A 17,042-nucleotide genomic window follows, 5' to 3' on the forward strand; every position below is an offset into this window, starting at 1 on the left:
CTCTCTTTTTATGACTGGATCTTAGTAATATCAATTTAAATTTTATTAAAAAGATTGTTCTGCATGCTTTATTTCAAGTGTGAAGTATATTGAAAAGTTTTGTTTCGTTTTACGAAACAAAAAAACACTAAAACTAATTTTTTTATAATTGCATTCAAAAACGATTCTTTATAAAAATAGGTATACAAAAGTTTTAGCAACGGAATAAATTTTGTAATCTTACACAGCGCTATTTTAGATCATGTTTGAATGAAAAAAATTATAAAAAAACTGTTTTTGGGAAAAACATCGCAAGCTGTTCAACCCAAATGTAATCCTCTTCAAAAACGGATACAAAATATTCAATCCATTTGGAATAACGATCATCAGGAAGACAATGGAATTGAAAAAATTGTACGATTAATTTTAGCCTCTTCTCAACTACTTTTTCCCGGTATTTATATTAAATATTGGGCCAGCAAGAAAGGAGTAGCCTATCAGGATTTGGCATTAGATTTTTATGTTTTGCTTAAAGTAGTGTTTCCAATAGTGATTTTAGTTAATCATTGGCAAAGTCATCAATGGCTTATTTTGATTCTAGTCTATGTGTTTTTAGAAACTGTTTTTTATATTCCAACACTGATTTTTGCTTCTGATTTATTTTCAAAACCGCGATCGTACAAAAGATCCATGTTGTTACTTTTTTTAAATTATTTAGAAATTGCATTTGCGTATGCTGTTTTTTATTCTGTTGGAAATTACCTGAATAAACCTTTTTTTCACTGGTTTGATTCGGTTTATTTTAGCATCGTAACCTCCTCCTCTATTGGATATGGCGATTATCACCCAGTCACTACAATAGGTAAATTTTTAGTTACCACACAGGCGTTATTGTTTCTGTTTTTTATTGTGCTTTTCTTGAATTTCTTTTCCACCAAAGTCAAAACCAAAGGCTATTTTGATCATGAAAATCTAGAATAAATCAGATCATTTTCCTGGCTTTTTCTAAATCTTCCGGAGTGTCAATTCCGATTCCAACATGAGATGTTTCCACCATTTTGATTCGTTTTCCAAATTCAAGATACCGCAGTTGCTCCAGTTTTTCGGATGCTTCCAAAGATTGCATTGGTAAACTATAAAAATCTAATAAGGCTTGTTTTCTAAATGCATAAATCCCGATATGTTGCATGTATCTCACACCCACATTTTTCTCCCTTGGATACGGAATTATTGATCGTGAAAAGTACAAAGCAAATCCGTTTTGGTCTACAACTACTTTTACATTATTAGGATTATTAATATCTTCCTCATTGGTAATTTCGCGCATTAAAGAAGCCAAATCTACTTTGTTGTTCAAATCATTTTTAAAAATTTCAATGACTTTCGCTAAAGGTTCCGCATTGATGAACGGCTCATCTCCTTGAACATTAATTACAATATCAACGTCAATATTCAGTACAGCTTCTGCAATGCGATCACTCCCCGACTCGTGTTCTTTGATGCTTAGAATGGCTTTTCCACCATGAGAAATAATTTCATTATAAATTAAATCGGAATCAGTTACCACAAATACATCGTCAAATAAGTGCGTGGCAACAGCCGCTTCATAAGTGCGTAAGATCACAGTTTTTCCACCTAAATCCTGCATTAATTTAGCTGGAAATCGTGTCGATGCATATCGGGCTGGAATAACTGCTATTATTTTCATTATTTTTTGTTTTTATTGTCTTTATTGCTGTAAAATGAGACTTTTACAGCAGATCATTCTTACTCAATTTTAAGCAAAACTTTGATGACCTTGCTAAAAGCTACAAAGTTAGTCTGTTTTTATGAATTAGAAAAAAAGTTGTTAATTCTCTTTCATAACGTTTCTGTTTTAAACCCTGAAAACAATGTTCTAATCTCTTTTATATAGTAGGTAAAGAAATTTATATTTGTTATAATTAATCAGAATTATTCAAATAAAAAATCATAATTTATTGATAAAGTGAATATTAACTCAATGTAAATTTTAAGTAAATCTTAAAATAAATTTTCGTAATTGAGGTTATATTTGTTAAAAAAAAGTTATGAAGATCTTTAAAAAAGTCTCCCCATTTTTTTATTTGCTGTTGTTTTACATCGGTTTAAATATAATTATCCGTGCTATACTTTTATTTCATCCCATAACGCAAGCGTCCTTTGCAGGGATTGACTTGTTTTATATTTTTATCCTTGGATTTTTATCCGATATTTTTGTTTTTATCCTAATCAGTAGTTTTTTGTGGCTGTATCTTATTTTTATTTCCAATTCTAAATATTACAAACCCTATGGATATTTAATTTTTGGATTACTGATCCTCTTATTATTGCACGTTTCTTTAGGAAACACAATACTTAACGAATATGGTAGTGTATTACCCAAAATTGCGACAGCTTTCCTTTCTATAAAAACAATTTTATTTGGATTATTACTTTTTTTACCAAAATATAGAAACCAAATTCGGTTTTGGTTATTTTCCTTTGTCATCTTTTTTTATGTAGTTTTAATTTTGCAAAACTCGATCAGTGAATACTTTTTTTGGAATGAATTTGGAGTTAGATATAATTTCATTGCAGTCAATTATTTGGTTTATACCAATGAAGTTATCGGAAATATAATGGAATCCTATCCTGTTATTCCGTTGTTTTCAGCGCTGTTTGCTCTTGCAGGATTAGTAACTTATTTTATTGTAAAAAGATCGAAAAATTACATTGAAAATATTCCTTCTTTTGGACAAAAAATGAAAATTTCAGCAGTTTATCTGCTACTTGTAGGATTTTCATTATTGGCAATTCCAGCTTTATCTGCTAAAGAAAATTCTCAAAATATGTTTGCTAATGAATTACAGTCCAATGGTCTGTTTAAATTTTATACTGCATTTATGAAAAGTGAATTAGATTATTTTAAATTCTATAAAACAGTACCCAATCAAGAAGCATTTACGCAATTAAAGCAGCAAATTACTGCCATTTCAGGCACAACAACTTTAAGAGAAATAAAAAATGAGGCAGTTGAAAATCACAAAAATGTAGTTCTGATTACCATCGAAAGTTATAGTGCAGAATTTATGAGAATGTATGGAAATGAAAAAAATAATACTCCATTTTTAGATAGTTTAGCAACTAAAAGTTTAGTTTTCACCAATCTTTATGCCGTTGGAAATAGAACTGTTCGCGGTCTTGAAGCCGTTACTTTATGCTTTCCTCCAACTCCTGGAGAGAGTGTAGTAAAACGGGAAGACAATAAAAATAAATTCTCAACTGGAAGTGTCTTTAAGCAAAAAGGCTATGTAGTAAAATTCATGTATGGCGGCGATTCCTTCTTTGATAACATGGGTGATTTTTTTACAGGAAATGGATATGAAATTGTAGACAAAAAAGCATTTAAACCCAACGAAATTACTTTTTCTAATATTTGGGGTGTTTGTGATGAGGATATGTACATTAAAGCCATCAAAGAAATGAATAAGGAAGCAACGACAAATAAGCCATTTTTCAATCATATTATGACCGTGAGTAATCACAGACCATTTACATATCCAAATGGAAAAATTGATATTCCTGCTGATGCAAAGTCTCGTGACGGTGGTGTAAAATATACGGATTATGCAATGAAGAAATTCTTTGATTTAGCTAAGAAACAGCCTTGGTTTGCTAATACTGTTTTTGTCATTCTTGCTGATCATTGTGCTTCTAGTGCAGGCAAGACAGAACTTCCAGCTGATAAATACAGAATTCCGGCAATGATTTACAGTCCAGGTTTTGTTGAACCAAAAAAATATACCAATTTGATGTCACAAATGGATGTTATGCCAACACTATTTGGGTTATTAAATTTTGATTACCAAAGTAAATTCTTTGGTCAGGATGTTTTAAAACCAGATTATAAACCCAGAGCATTAATTGCTACCTATCAGGATTTAGGATTAATTAAAGACAATATTCTAACGATTATTTCTCCTAAACAAACCGTAAAACAATTTCAATTGACTTTGAAACCTAATCAAAAAGTAGCTCCGGATTTTCAGATTTTTTTTGATCAAATACCGCTCACTAAACAAAGAACGGATTTGGTAAACGAAACAATTTCATACTATCAAACGGCTTCGGATATGTTAAAGAAAAAGAATTATCAGAAAATTAATTAGCATAAAAAAACGGATGAAAGTCTAATTTCACCCGTTTTTTAATTGGAAATATATCGTTATTCTTTTTCGTTTGTTAAACCAAAAAGATTTCCTTTTTCAAAAGTTTTTAGATCCTTTTTTAAAGTTTTACTGTTACGTTTCGTAAGTTCAGCAGTATCCAGATTACTTAAATCAGGTTTTCCTGCATTGACCCAAGCGGTATACCAAAAACTTGCTGTTACTGTGATCGCTTTTTTCATTTGTTTTTCTACCATTCCATTTAAATCAGCGTGCAATTTTCCTGCATACTCATCTGAATATAACATTCCACCATATTTATTCTTGACAACATTTCCTGCTGCATCGGTTACGTACATTTTGTTTTCAGCAGTTGTAATTCTAAGTTTTTTATCGGCTGCTAACAACGGCTCTACTAAACTATGGGTGTCTAAGATCATTTCCCAAGTAGCTTTCTCCACATTATCTAAATAAATTCCTTGCGCGACATTCAATTTATAATCTTTGGCAAATAATTCAGGCAGACGGCTTTCCCATAAGGAATGAATTCCTTTTTGATTCGTGTTTTGTCCGTCATGATTGTCTGATGTATGCAATGGCATGTGCGCATCTGCAATATAATGTCCTAAATCACCCGCAATAAATAGTATTTCGTTTTTTCTTTTATCTTTGAAAGCTTTAGTCAGCTTGACCATCATATCCTGAATGTACCATGGTAATATTCCATTTTTATTCAAAAACTTCTCATCGTATTTTAGTTTTGCTTCTTCCATTGTTTTAGGAAATGTCTCCACAGCGCCAAAATTTTCCATATCAAAATAATGACGTGGTGGTTCTGCTTTATCATTCAAAACATTTCTTCTCAAATCCGGAACTGTAGATTCTTGTGTAAGGAAATCAATATGATTGTAAAAAAAGGTTTGCAATGGTTTTGGGAGTGCCATTACTGCTGCCCTATTGATTCGCTCGTGTCCAATTACTCCCCATGACAGAAGAAAAAAAGCAACGCCAAGCGTAGATAAAGCGATAAGCGTAGGTCTAATTTTAAAATTTTTCATTAAATTTATTTTTTTGAAGTACAAATGTATTTCATTACATCGTTATTAAAAAAAAATCGGTTTAAGATTTTATTAATTTAAAAAGAAAACTACAAATATGTTTCGACACCAAGGGAAAAATAGAACTTTTATTCATAATCTTCGTTTAGCCACTTTATTATCTTTTGTTGCTGGAATTGTAAATGTTACGGGAGTTTTATCGGTAAAAACACTAACAACAAATGTTACTGGTCATTTCGCCTTTTTTGCGGAAGAAATAATGAAACGAGATTATCGAGCCGCTATTACTTTCTTTGTATTCACGATTTTCTTTTTGTTGGGTGCTTTCACTTCTAATTTCTTAGCAGAATTGATTTCAAAAAAACATCCTGATTTATCTCACGTGATTCCTATTTCGCTTGAAATGGTTATTTTGATAAGTATTGGGCTTTTTGGAGTTCAGTCTGCATTATCCAGTTCTGAAGGAAAATGGATTGCTTTTTCGATGCTTTTTGCAATGGGAATTCAAAACTCATTGGTGACTAAAATTTCTCAAGCTACCGTTCGAACAACCCATTTAACCGGACTTTTTACTGATTTAGGTATTGAATTATCGCAATTGTTCTTTTATAAAAAACCAGAAGAAAACAAAAAATTAAAAATCAGTATTTATTTGAGATTATCTATCATTATTTTCTTTTTCATGGGTTGTATTTTAGGAGGTTTTTTGTATGATACAATGAAAATGAAGACACTTTTTATTGCAGCTATGTTCTTATTGTACGCACTTTTGTATGATTATTTACGTTTGCAATTTCATGTCATTAAACGAAAGAAATTTACACATAAAGTTATTCCAAATAAATAATTGCCAACAAAGTAGCTGTTGCTATAAATATCCAAAGTAAAACTCCCTGCAAAAGCGGTTTTAAACCCACCGTTTTTAAAATAGTACTATTTAATCCTGCTCCAATTAGGAACAAAGTTATTGTCAGACCTATTTTGGCAATCGAAACCAGCAATGCTCCTACTATTTCCATTTTTGGCAGATAAGTGTTGGCAATCATCGCTAAAACAAACAATCCGATAAAATAGGGAATTTTTATTTTTCCGGATTTATTTTTAAAAATAAATGCCGTAATCAGTGCAACAGGAATAATCCATAACGCACGGGCCAATTTTACCGTTGTAGCAATTTGTAAGGCTTCGGGGCCAAATTTACTCGCTGCTCCTACCACAGAACTCGTGTCGTGAATAGCAATGGCGCACCATAATCCAAACTCTTTTTGAGTTAGATCCAACCAATGACCTACTGCAGGAAATAAAAACAGTGCAACTGAATTCAGAATAAAAATTACTCCTAATGCAATTGAAGTTTGTTTTTCATTGGATTTGATTATTGGAGCAATTGCGGCAATGGCACTTCCTCCACAAATTGCAGTTCCACAAGAAATTAAATGCGATGTTTTCTTATCGGTTTTAAACCATTTTCCAAGACAAGTTCCCAAAACTAAAGTGCTTACAATAGAAATAATCGTAAACACAAAACCTTCTTTTCCTGCAGATACCGCACTGTGAACATTCATTCCAAATCCTAAACCAACCACTGAAAACTGCAATAGATAATTAGTAGCTTTATGATTCAATTCTAGAAAAGGATGTCCAAAAAGATTGGCTACAATCAATCCTAATACTAAGGCAATTGGCGGAGAAACATAAATAGTGGTACAAAACAATAGCAAGACAACAAAAATAAGTTGCTTCAAAGGGGCATTTACTTTAAAAAAAATAAAGGATTCTTTTTGAATCACTTTTTGATGCGTTTCCAATGTAAAGTTGTTGAATTAGTACAGTACAAAGGTGGAACGATAAATCTATTTAAGCCAATCGCAAATTATAATCCGCTATAACTTTAAATTATAATGATTGGAAATGTTTTGGATAAACAAATCCGATAGCGAATCTATTTTTCCTTGTAACGTAATGACGTAAAAGTAACGTTCTATAACTAAATCTTTAATATCTAATATAGCCAATTCATTGTTTTGAAGTTCTTTTTTTATCGCATGAATGGATATAAAAGCCACACAATCAGAGTTCATTAAGTAGGATTTTATGCTTTCAGTACTTCCTAATTGCATTTCAATTTGTAGTTCAGAAAGTTTAATGTCAAATGGTTTTAACGCATGTTCAATAACTTCAAGTGTTCCTGAACCCTGTTCCCTCATTAAAAAATACATCTTTTTAAGCTCATCCTGAGTTACTTCATCAAGACTTACTAACGGATTGGAACTCTTACAAACTAGTACCAATTCATCTTTTAAAAACTCAGTATATTTAATAGATTTATTTTTTGATTGCCCTTCAACAATTCCTATTTCAATTTCCTGGTTTAGTAAAGCATTTTCTATTTGTTCGGTATTTCCATTGAGTAAACTCACTTTTACATCTTGTAATTTTTGGTGGAAACGAGCTAAAAGTGGCGGAATAATATACTGAGAAATCGTTGTACTGGCGCCTAATCGCAACAATCCGGAACGTTGATTAATAAGAGTGCTCATATCAAAATCGATTTCTCTATAAAGTTCGAAAATGTTTTTGGTATGTTTTAATAGCACTTCACCTGCAGGTGTCAATGCGATTTTGGAACCATTCCTGTCAAACAATTTGATTTTATATTGCTCTTCTAACTCTTGAATATGTTTGGAAATCGCAGGTTGCGTAATGAATAATTCGGTTGCAGCTCTTGTAAAACTCAAACGATTGGCAACAGTATAAAATACTTTCAGTCTAAAATCCATGTTATTTGATTGTGTTACAGTAATCCGTTGTATTTTCGAACAAACCACTCGGTTGCCAGCAAAACTGAAATTAAAACCAATAACCAAATCCAATCTATCAAAGGAGTTTTTGTAACAACGTTTTTCTCGATTGCTTTATATTCCTCATTTTCTAAAAGCGTTTTAATCAACACATCTACTTGATCCGGGAAAAAAGCTTTTCCTTGTGTTTGCGTGGCTAATTGTGTCAATTTCTCCACATCAGGATTGACGAATTGCTTTTCGATATCAAAATCAAGAATTTCAAAACTACTGGAATAGTTAGTTTTAGAATTCAATTCTTTTACTGTAAACGCATAAGAACCAGCTTTCAATCCGTCAAGATTGACTTTATAGGAATTATTTCCTTTTAATAAATCGTAATTTTTAGTTTGCTTCGTTTTTGTATTAGTTACTGCAATTGTCAAACGGGCTTTCTCATCAAACTCATAATTTTTATTAAAAAATTGAGCGGTTATTTCAATAGCTTCACCTGAATTAAAGAAGCTTTCATGTTCAATCACTAGTGATTTTTTAGAATTATTAGAAGCCAAAAATTGAATAATCTTATCGATGAAAACATCATATTTTTTAAAAGATTGGTTTTCGTAATGGGTTTGCAAACGCCATTTCCAACTATTTTCCCCTAAAAGATAAGCGGCTCGTTTCCCCTGATTTTCGACAAAAGCCAACAAAGGTGAATTGGTATCTATAGCTCTGATTTTGGATGAAAGTAAAACAGACACCGCTCCTTTTGTAGTAACGGTTCCAAATGCATTTTGCAAAGGCGGTAAATTTTCAAAACCGATATTATCAGCTGCAAATAAATTAAACTGCCCGTTAAAAACCGACAAATAATCTTCTTTTTGTCCGCTCATTTTAAAGCTCAAATTATCCTGCTGCTGATTCAGAAAATTGAAATCAGTGTTGCTTCCTGTAATGATAAACGTATTGATTCCGGCAGCTTTATTATTCTCAAAAATGGTTTTAAACTCGGATGTTGGTTGGTATAAAATCAAAACATTATAATCTTGTACTGTTCTGATTTCTTTTGGTTTAAAAATCGTTACTTTACGCTGTACATTCGATTCAATTGCTCTTTTCATCGCACCTAAATCAGGATGATTAATAGCAGATACGATAGCAATATTTGTTTTTTGGTCAATGACTTCAACCGCAAAATTTTTAGTGTTATTGTACTTATTTTTTTCTTTTTCTTTTGATGATATTGTAGCTTTAAAAACCTGTAATCCTATTTTATCAGCTGGTAAAAGTACGTTTACAGTTGCTGTTTTCTTGGAAGGTGAAAAGGAAATCGATTGTTTACTGAATACCGAATTGCCTTGCGAAATAACAAAATCAGCAGTTATACTTTTGGTTCCTGAATACTGTAAAAAAGCTTCTACAGGATATTTATTCTTATGAAAAGCGTATTTATTAACGTTTAGTTGATTGATTTTGAAATCTAAAAAAGTCATTGTATCGCCTACAATTACTGGATACACTTTATTTACAGCATCAAAACTATAAACGTAGTCATTCCCGGAGGTTTGATTTCCGTCAGTAATTAAAACTGTTGGATACGTTATATTTTTATAAATGCTTTTTAGATTTTTGGCAACAACATCAATATTACTTTGGGTTCCATTAAAATCAAATGTTTCAGTAGGTTCAAAATCATAGGAGAACTGATACGATTGAACATCAAATTTTGCTTGTAAATCAGAGTTCGACTTTATTTTTTTATACAATTCTAATGCTTTTTCATTGGCATTCAAAAAAGAGATAGAACTGGAATTATCAACAACAATTGGCAAAGGAGTTCTTATCGTTTCAAGCGTATTTTTATTTATTATTGGATTAATCAACAATAATAAAATTCCAAAAATGGATAAAAAACGCAAAAAAGCCAAAAACCAACCGACTTTCGATTTGTTTTTGGCTTTATAGAGATATTGAAAAAACGACAAACCACCAGCTATTAGTAATGAAAGCAGTAATAATAGTAGCGTGTTTGTTGTCATATTTTAGCAGTGTTCAGTGTTCAGTATTCAGTTCTCAGCTTCCTGATTACTGGAAACTGCCAACTTTTTAAGTAAGCATTCCTCCACAAACATTCATAACCTGTCCAGTTACATACGCGCTCATATCCGAAGCAAAGAAAAGACACGCATTAGCAACATCTTCTGTCGTTCCGCCACGTTTCAACGGAATTCCGTCTCTCCATCCTTTTACAACATCTTCGTTTAATTTAGCCGTCATTTCCGTTTCTATAAATCCAGGAGCAATTACATTACAACGAATATTACGAGATCCTAATTCTAATGCTACAGATTTAGAAAAACCAATTACTCCCGCTTTAGAAGCTGCATAATTCGTTTGCCCGGCATTTCCTTTTACTCCTACTACTGAACTCATATTGATAATTGAACCAGAACGTTGCTTCAAGAAAGTACGTTGAATAGCTTTAGTCATATTAAAAACCGATTTCAAATTAACATCAATTACTTGATCAAAATCGCCTTCTGACATACGCATCAATAGATTGTCTTTAGTAATTCCGGCGTTGTTTATTAGAATATCAACCGTTCCAAATTCAGCCAAAACCGCGTCTACCAGAGTTTGAGCTTCATTAAAATCAGCGGCATTCGATTGGTATCCTTTGGCTTTAATACCCAGAGCATTCAACTCATTTTCAAGAGCCAAAGCTGATTCTACTGATGAACTATACGTAAAAGCAACATTTGCTCCCTGTTTTGCAAAAACTTCAGCAATTCCTTTTCCAATTCCGCGACTCGCACCAGTAATTATGGCAACTTTTCCTTCTAGTAATTTCATTTTCAGTAATTAATTTAAATTTTATTTGGAGCTATTCCTGCTATCCGCTACAATCTTTTATGACCGCTATCGCTTACATAAAAGGATTTTCACTACTATCAGGGCTATCTTACACTCGTCAAATATAGAATAATTCTCTTTTTAAAAAAAATTTCAAAAGCAAGAACCATCAATATTTTGTTTTTAAATTTTTAAGAATTGCTTTACTAGTTTATCCCAAGATGAACTGTAAATTGCCACCAAGGTAAAAACTAATAAAAACAAATGATACCATGCATTACTAATTAAATCAAAGAAATCTAATTTACCATTAGAAAAACTCAATATTAGTAATATTTGAGCCCCATAAGGTAAAACTCCTTGAACAATGCACGAAAAAATATCCAAAATTGCAGCTGTTTTTTTAGGATTTAAATCATACTCATCATTAATTTCTTTAGCAATTGGTCCCGTAATGACAATAGAAACGGTGTTATTGGCTATTGCTAAATTAGCAAAACCTACCAAAGCGCCAATTCCAGCTTGTGCAGATTTCTTACTTTTAATTCTTTTTTTAATTTGAACTAATAAATACGTTATTCCACCTGCTTTATCTACCATAGCGGCTAAACCTCCCGTAAGCATTGACAATAAGAAAATATCAGTCATACTGGTAAAACCCTCATATATTTTTTGAGTGAACTCCATTAGTGTAAAGGAACCACCAAAATACCCAATGATTCCAGCTAATAAAGTACCAATAAGCAATGTTGAAAAAACATTAACACCTACAACGGCCAATACTATTACTAAAAGATAAGGCACAATTGCAATCCATGAAAAATCATTTTTTTCGATGGCAACGGTCACAATATCGGAGTTTAAACCAAGATAGAAGAAAACAAGAATTGTCAAAATTGCAGCAGGAAAAGCGATAAATAAGTTTATTTTGAATTTGTCTTTTAATTCACACCCTAATGATTGCGTCGCAGCGATTGTAGTATCAGAAATCATAGAAAGATTGTCTCCTAACATCGATCCTCCCAACAAAGCACCAGCGATCAACGGCAATGAAGCGCCACTTCTATCAGCTAAAGCTACTGCTATTGGGCCAATAGCTACAATTGCACCTACTGAAGTACCCGTTGCTGTTGATAAAAAAGAAGCTATCAAGAAAATCCCCAACGGAAAATAAGCAACATCAATAGTATTTATTCCAAGATTTACAACAGCATCAACACCACCCATCGCTTTACTCACCACTGCAAATGCTCCCGCTAATAAGTAAATTAAACACATGGTCATGATTTTACTTTCACCACAACCTGCAATTAACGTAGCAACTTTATCCTCCGTTGAGGCTTTGAATAGTAAAAAAGCTGCAATGATACCAACTACAACCGCTACTGGCGATGGAAAAGCATAAAAATCATTCAAAATGATTCCTGCTCCTAAAAAGGTAAGAATAAAAACAAACAGCGGAATTAATGCAAAGGCACTTCCCTTGTCTTTTGAAAATAAAGTCATAAAAATAATTTAGAATTTAAAATTATGACGAAAAACAAAGCTAAAAATGGGAATGTAAACAACATTTTTTCCAAAGGATTTGGCTTATCGTTTTAGCACCTTGCTTGTTGTTGCAGGTTGCTATCCTAGTGCAGGATTCGTGATAACGGTTGCAAAAGTAACTAATTATTTGTGAAATATTTCAAGTTTAATTCAAAAAAATAATAATACAAAAAAAAGCACTACATAAAAATGTAGTGCAATTTTATTTAATATACTGAAAAACAGTTGTTAACTTTTTAGAAAGCTACGTTCCATTTTGGCAATCTTCCATTTTCATCAAGGAAGTTTTGTAAAACTTGTCCTTCTACAAATGTTGGAATTGCTTTAGTTTTATCATTGAATGTTTCATACCAAACTACTTCTAATGTACTAATATCTTCGATTTTCATTTGTGCTGGCCAAGAATATTTTCTTCCTGTTTTTGCAAATTGGTGTCCTTCTACAATTTTTTCTTTCAAGCCACCATTTTTAATTTTCAAAGTTCCGTTATTTTGAACAGTTCCAGTAGAACCAACCATAATTAACTCTTTTTCATCCCCAACTGAATATACTAGAAATACTCCTGATCCTTCTGATGCGTTGCAAACTTCAGCTAAACTATCTTCTGTCGTAAAGGAAAACTGATTGGTAACTTTGAATTTTTTTAACTCTTTATACATTTTATTTATTTTTAATTTGAATTGGCTTCGGCAAAAAAATACCCCACAAAACCGTGAGGGTCATTATAAACCATTCGTTTATGTTTGTTTTTATTATTTTTAAATCTGAAAAACAGAGCTATTTAATAAAGTGCAAAGATATTTCTTTAATTGAATTTATAATAAAAAAGCCCCACAAATTGTGAGGCTTTTAAAATATTTAATTAGAGTTTAGATTATCCTAAAACTTCTTTTACTTTTTTACCAATTTCAGCGGGAGAATCTACTACGTGAATTCCACATTCTCTCATGATTTGTTTTTTAGCTTCGGCAGTATCGTCAGATCCACCAACGATTGCACCTGCATGTCCCATTGTACGTCCTGCTGGAGCAGTAACTCCTGCAATGAATCCTACAACTGGTTTACGGTTACCATCAGCTTTGATCCAATGAGCAGCATCAGCTTCTAATTGTCCACCAATTTCACCAATCATTACAATACATTCTGTTTCTGGATCGTTCATCAACAATTCAACGGCTTCTTTCGTAGTAGTTCCAATGATTGGGTCTCCACCAATACCAATTGCAGTAGTGATTCCTAATCCTTGTTTTACCACTTGATCCGCAGCTTCGTAAGTTAAAGTTCCCGATTTAGAAACAATCCCAACAGTTCCTTTTTCAAAAACAAAACCTGGCATAATTCCAACTTTAGCTTCACCCGGAGTAATTACACCTGGACAGTTAGGACCTATTAATCTAGAATTTCTTTCTTTAACATAACTGTTTGCTTTTATCATGTCAGCAACAGGAATACCTTCAGTAATTGCAATAATTACTTTTATCCCTGCATCTGCAGCTTCCATTATTGCATCAGCAGCAAAAGCTGGTGGTACAAAAATGATAGTTGTGTCAGCTCCTGCTTGTTCTACAGCATCTTTTACAGTATTAAAAACGGGTCTGTCTAAGTGAGTTGTTCCTCCTTTTCCAGGAGTTACACCACCAACAACGTTAGTACCGTACTCAATCATTTGAGAAGCATGGAAAGTTCCTTCGCTTCCTGTAAAACCTTGAACAATTATTTTGGAATCCTTATTAACTAAAACACTCATGATATATTTTTTATATAGTTTTTTTAAATCGTTATGCAAAAGTATAAAATAGTAAGCACTAATCAATCTTCAGCATTCAGTTTTTTGACACTAAATTAGGATAATTGGCTCATTTGATACCCTCGAAATAGTTTATTGTCTTTTATTTCCCAAATAACAATAAAATGCGCCAATAACATCTCTTCTCTTGGGTTCTCAATCGTTTTCACAAAATGAGAATATCGTACTGAAATCAGATCATTTTCTCCAATAATATGACTTATTCTAACTTTAGATCGCACGTAGGCTTTGCTTAATTCAGAGGATAAATTTAGTAAAGAGTTATAATCAAGTTTTATGAATCCTTTACTACTGTTCCATTCAACGAGGACCTCAGGATGCAAAAAGTCTTTAATGACTTCGCTATCAATAAGGGCATCTGATTTGTAAAATTGCTGAACGATTTCTTTAGCAGACATATTATTTTAGTTTATTTAGTATTTCTGGAATCTTCTTGATATTGGCCAGTTGTTTCAATTTTTCTCTTGATTCTTCAATTGGAGTACCAAAATATGATTTACCACCTTCTACTGATTTTGTTACGCCAGTTTGACCCAAAATAACAGCCTTTGCTCCTATTGTTATCCCGCTTGTAGTGCCAACTTGTCCCCAAATTGTAACTTCATCTTCAATAATTACGCAACCAGCTATTCCGGTTTGTGAAGCAATTAAACATTTTTTTCCAATAACGGTGTCATGACCCACATGAACCTGATTGTCAATTTTTGTGCCTTCGCCAATGATGGTATCGCCAGTAACTCCTTTATCAATAGTACAAAGCGCCCCTATTGCTACATTATCTTTAATAACAACTCGCCCTCCCGAAAGCAACTGATCATATCCTTCAGGACGTTTTTTGTAATAAAAAGCATCGGTACCCAGAACAGTCCCTGCGTGAATAATAACATTATCTCCAATTACGGTACAATCATAAATGGAAACATTAGAATGAATCAAGCAATTATTGCCAATAACAACATGATTTCCAATAAATGTATTTGGCTGTATCACAGTTCCTTCACCTATTAAAGCTGAAGTAGCAATTGAAACATTTGAAAATTGAAATGGCTTGAAATAGTTTGTCAATTTATTAAAATCTCTAAAAGGATCTTCAGAAATCAATAAGGCTTTTCCATCTGGACAAGCTACCATTTTATTAATTAAAACAATAGTTGCTGCAGAATTTAATGCTTTATCATAATATTTAGGATGATCCACAAATACAATATCTCCAGCTTCAACTACATGAATTTCATTCATTCCTGAAACTGGAAAAGTAGCATCACCAACGTATTCGCAGTCGATAATACGGGCAATTTCTTCTAAAGTGTATACTTTTTGGAATTTCATTTATTTAGTATTCAGTATTCAGTAATCAGTGTCCAGTATATTTAATTGCTGAACACTGATTACTGCAAACTATTCTTTAACTCTTTCCATGTAATTTCCGGAAGCAGTATCAATTTTAATTTTATCCCCTTCATTGATAAACAAAGGTACATTTACCGTTGCACCTGTTTCAACAGTTGCTGATTTCGTTGCATTAGTTGCTGTATTTCCTTTAATTCCGGGCTCCGCATAAGTAACTTCAAGTATAACAGATGCCGGCATATCTACAGAAAGAGGTAAATCAGTTTCAGTATTAATACTTACCATTACGTTTTCTCCTTCTTTCAACAAATCAGGTGAATCTAAAATATTTTTATTCAACGTAATTTGTTCGAAAGTCTCTGTGTTCATAAAATGAAAATCTTCTCCTTCAGGATACAAAAACTGAAATTTATGGTTTTCAACCCTTACTTCTTCGATTTTGTGACCCGCAGAAAAGGTATTATCCAATACTTTTCCGTTAGTTAAACTTCTCAATTTGGTTCTAACAAAAGCAGGGCCTTTTCCTGGCTTTACGTGAAGAAACTCAATAATTTTGTAAATGTCGTTGTTGTATTTAATACACAATCCGTTTTTAATATCTGATGTAGATGCCATTTTTTCTTTTTTTGTTTATCCGCTAATTTTTTTTATCATCTATTTATTTAATCGTTTACGCAAATAAACGATTAGCCAACATATTCTTAATAATTTCCAGAATATCCTTTCATTACTCCTCGTGATGAATTCCGAATGAAGTCTATAATTTCATCTCTTTCCGGTGTTGCTTCCATCTCCGCTTCAATAATTCCTAAAGCTTGAGTAGTGTTGTAATTTTTTTGATATAAAATTCTGTAAATATCCTGTATCTCTCTAATTTTTTCTGTTGTAAAACCGCGACGACGTAATCCCACAGAGTTGATTCCAACATACGATAAGGGTTCTTTTGCTGCTTTTGTAAATGGCGGAACATCTTTTCGTACCAAAGAACCTCCAGATATCATCGCGTGGTCTCCTATGTGTATAAATTGATGAATTGCTGCTAATCCGCCAATAACTGCATATTTGCCAACTGTTACATGCCCTGCTAGAGCAACTCCATTTACTATAATAGCATTATCCCCAATGTGACAATCATGTGCAATGTGCGCTGTAGCCATTACTAAACAATTATTGCCTAATGTAGTTTGTCCCGAAGCTATTGTTCCTCTATTGATGGTTACACATTCTCTAATCGTACAATTGTCTCCAATTATTGCTAACGAATCTTCTCCACCAAATTTCAAATCCTGAGGAACTGCTGAAATTACTGCACCCGGAAAAATATTACAATTTTTTCCTATTCTTGCGCCTTCCATTATGGTAACATTAGAACCTATCCAAGTTCCGTCACCTATAACTACATTATTATGAATGGTTGTAAACGGTTCGATTACAACATTCTTGGCTATTTTAGCGCCAGGATGAACATAGGCTAGTGGTTGATTCATATTCTTTGTTT

Annotated in this window: 16 protein-coding genes and 1 riboswitch; of the genes, 3 read left to right on the plus strand and 13 right to left on the minus strand. The window is 32.6% G+C overall.

All coding sequences use genetic code 11. The annotated features are described in order from the left end of the window. Window positions 1-249: 249 nt before the first annotated feature. Entirely contained in the window at window positions 250-960 is a 711-nt protein-coding gene (locus ACEN2F_RS00170) for a potassium channel family protein (RefSeq protein WP_441734512.1), read from the plus strand. 1 nt (window position 961) lies between these two features. On the opposite strand, the gene kdsB is transcribed toward ACEN2F_RS00170, so the two are convergent. Next, window positions 962-1,687 carry a 3-deoxy-manno-octulosonate cytidylyltransferase gene (gene kdsB / locus ACEN2F_RS00175; RefSeq protein WP_441734514.1) on the minus strand — a complete coding sequence of 242 codons (726 nt, stop codon included), beginning with the start codon at window positions 1,685-1,687 and terminating at the stop codon, window positions 962-964. 361 nt (window positions 1,688-2,048) lie between these two features. Here kdsB and ACEN2F_RS00180 point away from each other — a divergent pair, with 361 nt between their 5' ends. Continuing rightward, window positions 2,049-4,148, plus strand: coding sequence for an LTA synthase family protein (locus ACEN2F_RS00180; RefSeq protein WP_441734517.1), 2,100 nt, complete (start codon window positions 2,049-2,051; stop codon window positions 4,146-4,148). A 56-nt stretch (window positions 4,149-4,204) separates the two neighbouring features. Here the strand turns inward: ACEN2F_RS00180 and ACEN2F_RS00185 are convergent, their stop codons facing one another. Beyond that, window positions 4,205-5,203, minus strand: coding sequence for a zinc dependent phospholipase C family protein (locus tag ACEN2F_RS00185; RefSeq protein WP_441734520.1), 999 nt, complete (start codon window positions 5,201-5,203; stop codon window positions 4,205-4,207). 97 nt (window positions 5,204-5,300) lie between these two features. Between ACEN2F_RS00185 and ACEN2F_RS00190 the strand changes: the two genes are divergently transcribed. Further along, window positions 5,301-6,050, plus strand: coding sequence for a YoaK family protein (locus ACEN2F_RS00190; protein WP_441734522.1), 750 nt, complete (start codon window positions 5,301-5,303; stop codon window positions 6,048-6,050). Here the strand turns inward: ACEN2F_RS00190 and ACEN2F_RS00195 are convergent. The 11 genes from ACEN2F_RS00195 to lpxA all read right to left on the minus strand — a co-directional run bounded on the left by ACEN2F_RS00195 (window position 6,034) and on the right by lpxA (window position 17,031). After that, on the minus strand, window positions 6,034-6,990 hold the full coding sequence (locus tag ACEN2F_RS00195) for a YeiH family protein (protein ID WP_441735898.1): 957 nt from the start codon (window positions 6,988-6,990) through the stop codon (window positions 6,034-6,036). The genes ACEN2F_RS00190 and ACEN2F_RS00195 overlap by 17 nt on opposite strands. Window positions 6,991-7,086: 96 nt before the next feature. Then, the gene (locus ACEN2F_RS00200) at window positions 7,087-7,983 is read right to left on the minus strand and encodes a LysR substrate-binding domain-containing protein (protein ID WP_441734525.1); all 897 of its coding nucleotides are present in this window, start codon (window positions 7,981-7,983) and stop codon (window positions 7,087-7,089) included. A 14-nt stretch (window positions 7,984-7,997) separates the two neighbouring features. Next, a complete protein-coding gene (locus ACEN2F_RS00205) occupies window positions 7,998-10,025 on the minus strand; it encodes a hypothetical protein (RefSeq protein ID WP_441734528.1) in 2,028 nt (675 codons plus the stop codon). 67 nt (window positions 10,026-10,092) lie between these two features. Beyond that, entirely contained in the window at window positions 10,093-10,839 is a 747-nt protein-coding gene (gene fabG / locus ACEN2F_RS00210; protein ID WP_441734531.1) for a 3-oxoacyl-[acyl-carrier-protein] reductase, read from the minus strand. A 183-nt stretch (window positions 10,840-11,022) separates the two neighbouring features. Continuing rightward, on the minus strand, window positions 11,023-12,345 hold the full coding sequence (locus ACEN2F_RS00215) for a Na+/H+ antiporter NhaC family protein (protein WP_441734534.1): 1,323 nt from the start codon (window positions 12,343-12,345) through the stop codon (window positions 11,023-11,025). 54 nt (window positions 12,346-12,399) lie between these two features. Further along, window positions 12,400-12,496, minus strand: a riboswitch (SAM-I-IV-variant riboswitch). Between the two features lie 127 nt (window positions 12,497-12,623). Next, window positions 12,624-13,046 carry a hypothetical protein gene (locus ACEN2F_RS00220; protein ID WP_441734536.1) on the minus strand — a complete coding sequence of 141 codons (423 nt, stop codon included), beginning with the start codon at window positions 13,044-13,046 and terminating at the stop codon, window positions 12,624-12,626. 215 nt (window positions 13,047-13,261) lie between these two features. Then, window positions 13,262-14,134, minus strand: a complete 873-nt coding sequence (gene sucD / locus ACEN2F_RS00225) for a succinate--CoA ligase subunit alpha (protein ID WP_441734539.1) — start codon at window positions 14,132-14,134, stop codon at window positions 13,262-13,264. A gap of 95 nt (window positions 14,135-14,229) precedes the next feature. Next, window positions 14,230-14,592, minus strand: a complete 363-nt coding sequence (locus ACEN2F_RS00230; RefSeq protein ID WP_441734542.1) for a nuclear transport factor 2 family protein — start codon at window positions 14,590-14,592, stop codon at window positions 14,230-14,232. Between the two features lies 1 nt (window position 14,593). Next, window positions 14,594-15,523, minus strand: coding sequence for a UDP-3-O-(3-hydroxymyristoyl)glucosamine N-acyltransferase (locus ACEN2F_RS00235; protein ID WP_441734544.1), 930 nt, complete (start codon window positions 15,521-15,523; stop codon window positions 14,594-14,596). Window positions 15,524-15,592: 69 nt separating this feature from the next. Beyond that, the gene (efp, locus tag ACEN2F_RS00240) at window positions 15,593-16,159 is read right to left on the minus strand and encodes an elongation factor P (protein WP_441734546.1); all 567 of its coding nucleotides are present in this window, start codon (window positions 16,157-16,159) and stop codon (window positions 15,593-15,595) included. A gap of 86 nt (window positions 16,160-16,245) precedes the next feature. Further along, a complete protein-coding gene (gene lpxA, locus ACEN2F_RS00245; protein ID WP_126451549.1) occupies window positions 16,246-17,031 on the minus strand; it encodes an acyl-ACP--UDP-N-acetylglucosamine O-acyltransferase in 786 nt (261 codons plus the stop codon). Window positions 17,032-17,042 lie beyond the last annotated feature (11 nt).

The sequence above is a fragment of the Flavobacterium sp. W20_MBD1_R3 genome (genome assembly GCF_052119725.1).
Taxonomy (GTDB): Bacteria; Bacteroidota; Bacteroidia; order Flavobacteriales; family Flavobacteriaceae; genus Flavobacterium.

Bases quoted from the DNA above. Each gene is read 5' to 3' on its own strand.
- ACEN2F_RS00190 (WP_441734522.1), top strand. From the start codon at position 5,301: ATGTTTCGACACCAAGGGAAAAATAGAACTTTTATTCATAATCTTCGT.
- ACEN2F_RS00170 (WP_441734512.1), top strand. From the start codon at position 250: ATGAAAAAAATTATAAAAAAACTGTTTTTGGGAAAAACATCGCAAGCT.
- lpxA (WP_126451549.1), bottom strand. From the start codon at position 17,031: ATGAATCAACCACTAGCCTATGTTCATCCTGGCGCTAAAATAGCCAAG.
- efp (WP_441734546.1), bottom strand. From the start codon at position 16,159: ATGGCATCTACATCAGATATTAAAAACGGATTGTGTATTAAATACAAC.
- kdsB (WP_441734514.1), bottom strand. From the start codon at position 1,687: ATGAAAATAATAGCAGTTATTCCAGCCCGATATGCATCGACACGATTT.
- fabG (WP_441734531.1), bottom strand. From the start codon at position 10,839: ATGAAATTACTAGAAGGAAAAGTTGCCATAATTACTGGTGCGAGTCGC.
- ACEN2F_RS00230 (WP_441734542.1), bottom strand. From the start codon at position 14,592: ATGTCTGCTAAAGAAATCGTTCAGCAATTTTACAAATCAGATGCCCTT.
- ACEN2F_RS00220 (WP_441734536.1), bottom strand. From the start codon at position 13,046: ATGTATAAAGAGTTAAAAAAATTCAAAGTTACCAATCAGTTTTCCTTT.
- ACEN2F_RS00235 (WP_441734544.1), bottom strand. From the start codon at position 15,523: ATGAAATTCCAAAAAGTATACACTTTAGAAGAAATTGCCCGTATTATC.
- ACEN2F_RS00185 (WP_441734520.1), bottom strand. From the start codon at position 5,203: ATGAAAAATTTTAAAATTAGACCTACGCTTATCGCTTTATCTACGCTT.
- ACEN2F_RS00205 (WP_441734528.1), bottom strand. From the start codon at position 10,025: ATGACAACAAACACGCTACTATTATTACTGCTTTCATTACTAATAGCT.
- ACEN2F_RS00200 (WP_441734525.1), bottom strand. From the start codon at position 7,983: ATGGATTTTAGACTGAAAGTATTTTATACTGTTGCCAATCGTTTGAGT.
- ACEN2F_RS00180 (WP_441734517.1), top strand. From the start codon at position 2,049: ATGAAGATCTTTAAAAAAGTCTCCCCATTTTTTTATTTGCTGTTGTTT.
- sucD (WP_441734539.1), bottom strand. From the start codon at position 14,134: ATGAGTGTTTTAGTTAATAAGGATTCCAAAATAATTGTTCAAGGTTTT.
- ACEN2F_RS00215 (WP_441734534.1), bottom strand. From the start codon at position 12,345: ATGACTTTATTTTCAAAAGACAAGGGAAGTGCCTTTGCATTAATTCCG.